The 7033-nt window shown below is 44.5% G+C and carries 5 protein-coding genes; 3 read left to right on the forward strand and 2 right to left on the reverse strand.

The window, feature by feature from the left end:
- The first annotated feature begins 467 nt into the window (after window positions 1–467).
- The 3 genes from HMPREF2983_RS06310 to HMPREF2983_RS06320 are packed head-to-tail and all read left to right on the forward strand — an operon-like array spanning window position 468 to window position 3733.
- Window positions 468–1685, forward strand: a complete 1218-nt coding sequence (locus HMPREF2983_RS06310; protein ID WP_070667414.1) for an efflux RND transporter periplasmic adaptor subunit — start codon at window positions 468–470, stop codon at window positions 1683–1685.
- A 12-nt stretch (window positions 1686–1697) separates the two neighbouring features.
- Complete coding sequence (locus HMPREF2983_RS06315) at window positions 1698–2480, forward strand: ABC transporter ATP-binding protein (protein WP_070667415.1); 783 nt, start codon at window positions 1698–1700, stop codon at window positions 2478–2480.
- Window positions 2481–2494: 14 nt separating this feature from the next.
- A complete protein-coding gene (locus tag HMPREF2983_RS06320) occupies window positions 2495–3733 on the forward strand; it encodes an ABC transporter permease (RefSeq protein WP_070667416.1) in 1239 nt (412 codons plus the stop codon).
- 134 nt (window positions 3734–3867) lie between these two features.
- Here HMPREF2983_RS06320 and HMPREF2983_RS06325 read toward each other — a convergent pair whose 3' ends face one another.
- Window positions 3868–5328 carry an aminoacyl-histidine dipeptidase gene (locus tag HMPREF2983_RS06325; protein ID WP_070667417.1) on the reverse strand — a complete coding sequence of 487 codons (1461 nt, stop codon included), beginning with the start codon at window positions 5326–5328 and terminating at the stop codon, window positions 3868–3870.
- Window positions 5329–5352: 24 nt separating this feature from the next.
- Complete coding sequence (locus HMPREF2983_RS06330; protein WP_070667418.1) at window positions 5353–6351, reverse strand: lysylphosphatidylglycerol synthase transmembrane domain-containing protein; 999 nt, start codon at window positions 6349–6351, stop codon at window positions 5353–5355.
- Window positions 6352–7033 lie beyond the last annotated feature (682 nt).

The raw sequence follows: 7033 nt of genomic DNA on the forward strand, positions 1-7033 counted from the left end.
ATTTGGTAGTTGAAACTACCAAGTGTTAAAAACAGGATAACAATATTTACAAAAACAGACCGCTTCGAGTGTGGAGTTTCTTTGCAGATATGTATGTGAAGAGGCATGCATTGATGCAGAAAGGGCGGGAAAATAGAGTGTTTCGTGGTGTGAAGAAAAGGCGATAGTAAGACTTGATGAATGAGATTTCCTGCGATGTCATGCGCTGTGATCTTCTCATGACTTGGCGGTTGTAATGCTATTGTGGCCTAATGACACTAAGGTTTATTTTTTGTTAAATCGCCACTTGCGGGATAAACCATGGAAGGAGAATATGGTCTAAAGCATAAATCTCTTTGATGCTGAAGACCGTTTAGTTTGTTATCCACTGCATAAAGGCAGGAATGATGCAACGGGATAATTGCATATTTGGGGATTGATGACGATTGTCATGTGGAAATAAAATAAGATAATACGGATAAGAAACTATGAAAAAGATCAGTAAGGTTTGGTATATCGTGGCTGTAGTCCTCGTAGTTGCCGTTTCTGTATGGGCATTTTCAGGCTCGAAGAGAAAGGAACAGGTTGATTTTGTCACGGAGAAAGTGGCTCCTGCCAATATTCAAAGCAGCATCACGGCAACGGGAACGATAGAGCCGGTGACGAGTGTTACCGTTGGTACTCAGGTGTCTGGCATCGTCAGTAAACTGTATGTAGACTATAACAGCGTGGTTAAGAAAGGGCAAGTGATAGCCGAACTTGACAAATCTAACCTGATGAGCCAGCTCAATTCGGCCAAAGCTAATCTTCAACAGATGCAGGCTAACCTGCGAAAAGCACAGGAAGACTTGGCTTATCAGCATGCAAACTTCAATCGTTACAAGACATTATACAACAAAGGTTTAGTGTCGGCAAATGATTTTGAGACTGCACGGCTGAGTTATCAGACGGCATCTCAGAGTGTAAGTTCTGTCAGACAGCAGGTCAATGCCGCGCAGGAAGAGGTGAAACGAGCACAGACCAATCTTGGTTATGCAACCATTACATCGCCTATTGACGGCATTGTGCTTTCCAAAAGTGTTGAAGAAGGCCAGACCGTTGCAGCCAGTTTCAGTACTCCCGAGCTGTTTACCATTGCGCAAGACCTTACCAATATGCAGGTGGTTGCTAATGTAGATGAGGCTGATATTGGCGGTGTAAAGGAGGGCGAACGCGTCACATTTACCGTGGATGCCTATCCCGATGAAACCTTTCAAGGCACGGTAAAGCAAGTCAGACAAGAGGCAACGACGACGAATAATGTTGTGACTTATGAAGTTGTTATCAGTGCTCCGAATACCAATCTGAAGCTCAAACCAGGACTGACTGCCAACGTAACCATCTTCACTGCAGAGCGTTCAGGCGTGCTTAGTGTGTCAAGTAAGGCCCTGCGTTATACGCCAACGAAGGAGACGGTGGGGCATATGAAGATTGTAGATGGCGGTGGAAAGTCGAAAGTTTGGGTCATTGAGGGGAATACTATCAAGTCTGTTCCTGTGAACATTGGCATGACCGACGGCACACATACGCAGATACTGTCGGGTGTAAGCCGTGGACAAGTGATTGTTACCAGCGTTTCAGCCGTGACGAATGAGGACGAAACAACGGCCGACAGCAGTGATCAGAGTCCGTTTGGACCTAAGGGTCCTGGACAAAAGAAGAAGTAATCGTGACGTAGAATGAAAGGAAAAGCGAATATGAATGACATGGTTGACGAGAAGAAAGTCATCATAGAGTTGCAGAATGTGAAGCGAGACTTTATGGTTGGTGACGAACTTGTGCATGCCTTGCGTGGCGTTTCGTTCAAGATTTTGGAGGGAGAATTCGTTACAATCATGGGTAAATCCGGCTCAGGAAAGTCCACATTGCTTAATCAGTTGGGCTGTCTTGACACGCCAAGTAGTGGGGAATATTATCTGGATGGCGTCTCTGTGCGCAACATGTCAAGGAGTCAGAGAGCGGTTCTGCGTAATAGAAAGATTGGTTTTATATTCCAGAACTATAACCTTCTGCCCAAGACGACGAGCGTGGAGAACGTGGAACTGCCGCTGATGTATAATGCAAGCGTGTCTGCAGAAGAGCGGACGGCGCGTGCAATAGAGGTATTAAAGGCTGTGGGATTGGGCGAACGACTCTATCATAAATCTAATCAGATGTCGGGAGGACAGATGCAACGTGTGGCTATTGCACGTGCATTGGTCAACAATCCGGCGGTGATTCTGGCCGATGAAGCAACAGGTAACCTCGATACTCGTACCTCGTTTGAGATTCTTGTGCTGTTTCAGAAACTGCATGCAGAGGGTAGAACCATCATATTTGTAACCCATAATCCTGATATAGCCCGTTATTCCAGCCGGAATATTCAGTTGCGTGACGGCAGAGTTATCAGTGATGAGTATAACAACAACATTCAGAGTGCAGCGGAAGGACTGGCTGCCTTGCCTGCAAACTCTGATGAATAAAACAGCTGTTCATTATGAATTATATCAATCTTATTAAGATAGCAGTACGCGCAATCCTTGCAAATAAGATGCGATCTTTCCTCACTGCGTTGGGCATTATCATTGGCGTGGCATCGGTTATCACGATGCTTGCCATCGGACAAGGCTCCAAAAAGAGCATTCAAGAGAATGTAGCGCAGATGGGATCTAATATGATTATGATTCATCCGGGTGCTGATATGCGAGGCGGTGTGCGTCAAGATGCCTCTTCAATGGAGACGTTAAAGATGCAGGATTACAACAATATAAAAGACCAATGCGATTATATTAAGGCCATAAGTCCAGTGGTAAGCAGTAACGGTCAATGGATTTATGGCAACAACAACACACCTTCGAGCATCTATGGGGTTAATCAAGACTATTTGGAAATACGTCAGTTGAGTGTTGAAGACGGTGAGATGTTCACCGAAAATGATATTAAAGGCGCTGCGAAAGTATGCGTTGTAGGGCAAACAGTGGTAGATAATCTGTTTCCTAATGGGGCAGATCCCGTCGGAAAAGTGGTTCGTTTCGGGTCTATTCCCTTTCGTATCGTGGGCGTACTGAAGAAGAAAGGCTATAATTCTATGGGCATGGATCAGGACGATTTGGTGCTTGCGCCATATACAACTGTGATGAAACGTATCCTTGCTCAAACCTATTTAAGTGAGATTCAGTGTTCAGCTATCACGGAAGCCCTTACAGAAAAGGCCATAGAACAACTTACAGAAATACTGCGTCGAGACCATAAATTAAAGGATGCTACTGACACTTCAGAGGCTGATGCCGATGACTTTAACATCCGATCTCAGGAAGAACTCTCTTCAATGATGAACTCGACGACCGATACAATGACTGTTCTTCTGGGCTGTGTTGCAGGGATTTCGCTGATAGTTGGAGGCATTGGAATCATGAATATCATGTATGTTTCGGTGACAGAACGCACTCGTGAGATTGGTCTTCGTATGAGTGTAGGTGCCCGTGGCGTTGATATTCTGAATCAGTTCCTTATCGAAGCCATCTTACTTAGCGTCACGGGAGGTCTTATTGGTGTAGTAATTGGCATAGGAGCATCGTATAGTGTCAAGCTGATAGCACATTGGCCAATCTATATTCAAGCTTGGAGTATCGTCATGAGCTTTGCTGTTTGCACGCTCACCGGTGTGTTCTTCGGTTGGTATCCGGCCAAGAAAGCGGCGCAATTAGACCCTATTGAGGCCATTAGATATGAGTAAGCAGGAGGCAGAAAGGCTCTTGCCAAAAGATAACCCCCAGTCTTTTGCTTTGTTTTGGCATGCAGGTTTGCAGGTAAAGTCAAAGCAAAAGATTAGGGGTTAAATTATTCTTATGAGTTGAAACAGGTTCCTATTTACTTCTCCGGCACTTCAATAAGCACTTGTTTCAACAGTTTCCAGAAGGGTTCTACGGTTGAAATCTGGCAACGTTCATTAGTTGTGTGAGGGCTAAGAAGCGTAGGACCGAGGCTGACAACATCCATATTAGGATATTTTTCCAAGATGACTGAACACTCAAGTCCTGCGTGATCAACCTGCACAATCGCCTCTTTGCCATTCTGTTCCTTATAGATACGTTTCAGCATGTTAAGGATTTCGCTGTTTGGATTGGGGTCCCAACCGCCATAACTGCCGCTGGCTTCAACTTTCATTCCAGCCATGTTGAAACAGCTTTCGAGTGTCTTTACAGCATAATCTTTCATGTCTTCGCGTGATGAACGCACAAGAATCTTGAAGGCAGCCTTGCCATTTTCTATTTTAATAATGGCCAAGTTGCTCGATGTTTCAACAACATCGGGATAGGCAGGTATCATTCGAACCACCCCATTATGACATGCATAGATAGCATCAATGAGGTTATCTTGTATCTCAACAGGCACTTCTGTCTTCGGAGTTTCTACCTTTTCAGCAAAGAATTCAATGTTTTCTTCGATGTATTTGTATTCATCTTCGAAGTCAGCTTTCCAGTCATCAACAAGTGCTTTCACTGCTTCTACGTTCTCTTTAGGCATGGTCAGCACGACTTCTGCCTTGAAAGGAATGGCATTTCTCATGTTACCTCCGTTCCAAGAAACCAGGCGAGCTTCGCAGGTTTCAATGGCTTCGCGCACGAAACGCACCATGAGTTTGTTTGCATTTGCACGCCCCTCATGGATTTCCAAGCCTGAATGTCCGCCTCGAAGTCCTTTCAGTGTGACCTTCAATGCAGCGTCTTCAGGATCAGTTTCCACCTCTTCATAATCAAGAGTTGTATCGACATCCACACCACCGGCACTGCCAATGACAAACTTACCCCACATCTCTGAGTCGAGATTGAGCATGATATCGCCATTCAATTCGCCTTTAGGCAGGTCGTTTGCACCAAACATTCCGGTTTCTTCATCGGCTGTGATGAGGCCTTCAACAGGGCCATGTTGCAAGTCGGTTGCCTCCATAACGGCCATGATTGCAGCTACACCTAAGCCGTTGTCGGCACCAAGTGTGGTTCCTTTTGCTCTCACCCAACCCTCTCCATCGATATAGGTTTCGATTGGATCTGTTTCGAAATTATGATTACTTTCAGGCGACTTCTGAGGTACCATGTCCATATGTGCCTGCATAAGTACGACTTTTCGACGCTCCATTCCAGGCGTTGCAGGCTTCTTCATGACGATATTGTTGCCCTCATCTATAAAAGCTTCAACCCCCACTCGCTTTGCAAAGTCGAGCAAGAACTGCTGAACTTTCTCCAAATGGCCTGAAGGACGTGGGACCTTTGTCAATGCATCGAAGTTTCGCCAGATGCAACTTGGCTGTAGATTTGCAATTTCATTCATAATATAATGATTTAATAGATTGGATTATTCATGTTGAACAGTGTCGTTTCTCTTGGTGAATGCCAATGCTAACCAGGCGTAGAGGCCCAGCAGAACGACGAGAAGAGTCTGCACACTATGCACGATAAGAACGAAATAAAGGGCATCAGTTTCTCCCACACCATAAAGGATAAGCATCGTCTTTACGGCGAAATGCCATGGCCCTGCACCGTTGGGTGTAGGCACAATCACGGCGATGCTGCCCACGATAAAGGTAACCAATGCGCAGGAAAGTGACAGTCCCGAGGTGGCTTTGAAACAGAAGAACGTGAGGTAATAGTGCATGAAATAGCTTCCCCAAATGGCTATGGTGTAGAAGAGGAAAAGCGGTACATTGTGCACATCTTTCAACGAACTGACCCCTTGCCAGATACCTTTGAGCGTGCCTTTCACCTTATTTATAAAGCGCAACCGACGGAGAAGATAGTAGAGCAGAATAAGAACTGCGACGCCACAGACGGCAGTAACCAACCAACCTGCAAGCGAGAAATTGGTAAAGAGGGTATCAATCCGCGTGCCGGTTTTGTCAAAGAAACGCGTAAAAACGGGTATCTGAGAAAGAAAAGTGAGCAGTGCAATCAGCAGAACAAGCAGGGAATCAATGGCACGTTCGGTCACTACAGTGCCTATGGCCTTGGGAAAAGAAACGCCATCATAATGCTTCAGCACGCCGCAACGGGCGAATTCGCCCATTCGGGGCACAATAAGACTGACGGCATATGACAGGAAAATTGAATAAACAGCAGTCAAAGTGCGGGGCTTTTCACCGATAGGTTCAAGCGTCTGTCGCCAGCGCCAACCGCGAAAGGCCTGTGCCGATATGCCGAAAGGAAACGACAACAGCATCCACATCCAGTTCATCTTGTGGAACAGAACGTCGCTGATGCTGTGGAAATCGAAATCGCGATACATCCAATAAAGAATGACTCCGCCGAGCAATAACGGCAGAACAATCTTGATGAATTTAGCTGATAGTTTCTTCACTTTCTACTATTTAATGTTACAAATTTAGATAAAATAGATTAAATAAAAGCATGAAGAACGATGTTTAACGAAATTAAATAAACCCGTTTCAGTGTTTATATCCATGCTGATGTCTATGGTGTAAACTTCTTTACAAAAGCCTTTTGGAGAGTGGCCTCGCTGAAAAATAAAAGTCACTCGGGCGGAAATACGCGAGTTTTAAGGGTGTTTTGTAAGATATTGAGAATGAGATGGTTAAGTCATTAAGTTCAAAATATGAGCAAAAATGTGATGAAGATATGTGCTCATTTGACGCTGGTTGCGTTGTCATCTGCATCAAAATAGGCTGTAAAGTGATGCGAATGGCGCGGTGATTTGATGCAAAAAGCGGCCTAAAGTGACTTGAATTGTGAAAAAACAGGATGCTTGTTGCGCATTCAAGACTGTTTTGTGAGTTGATTTTAGGTTTTGAGAAGCGATTTCGTTTCTATTTCATCAAATTTCAAAGGCCGTTTTCTTAGCAGTAATTTTTTACATTTTCAACTTAAAAGGAAACTTAAGTTACCGTGTAATTCGCCTTGTGGTTAGGAGCTATTTTCATGAGATTACAATGTAAACAGAAACTTTCAGTAGCTTGAAAAGCTACAGCACAGTCAGTAATGTCGAATTTATTTAATGCATAATGCACAATTCATAATGCATA

It is taken from the genome of Prevotella sp. HMSC077E09, from assembly GCF_001814685.1.
Taxonomy (GTDB): domain Bacteria; phylum Bacteroidota; class Bacteroidia; order Bacteroidales; family Bacteroidaceae; genus Prevotella; species Prevotella oris.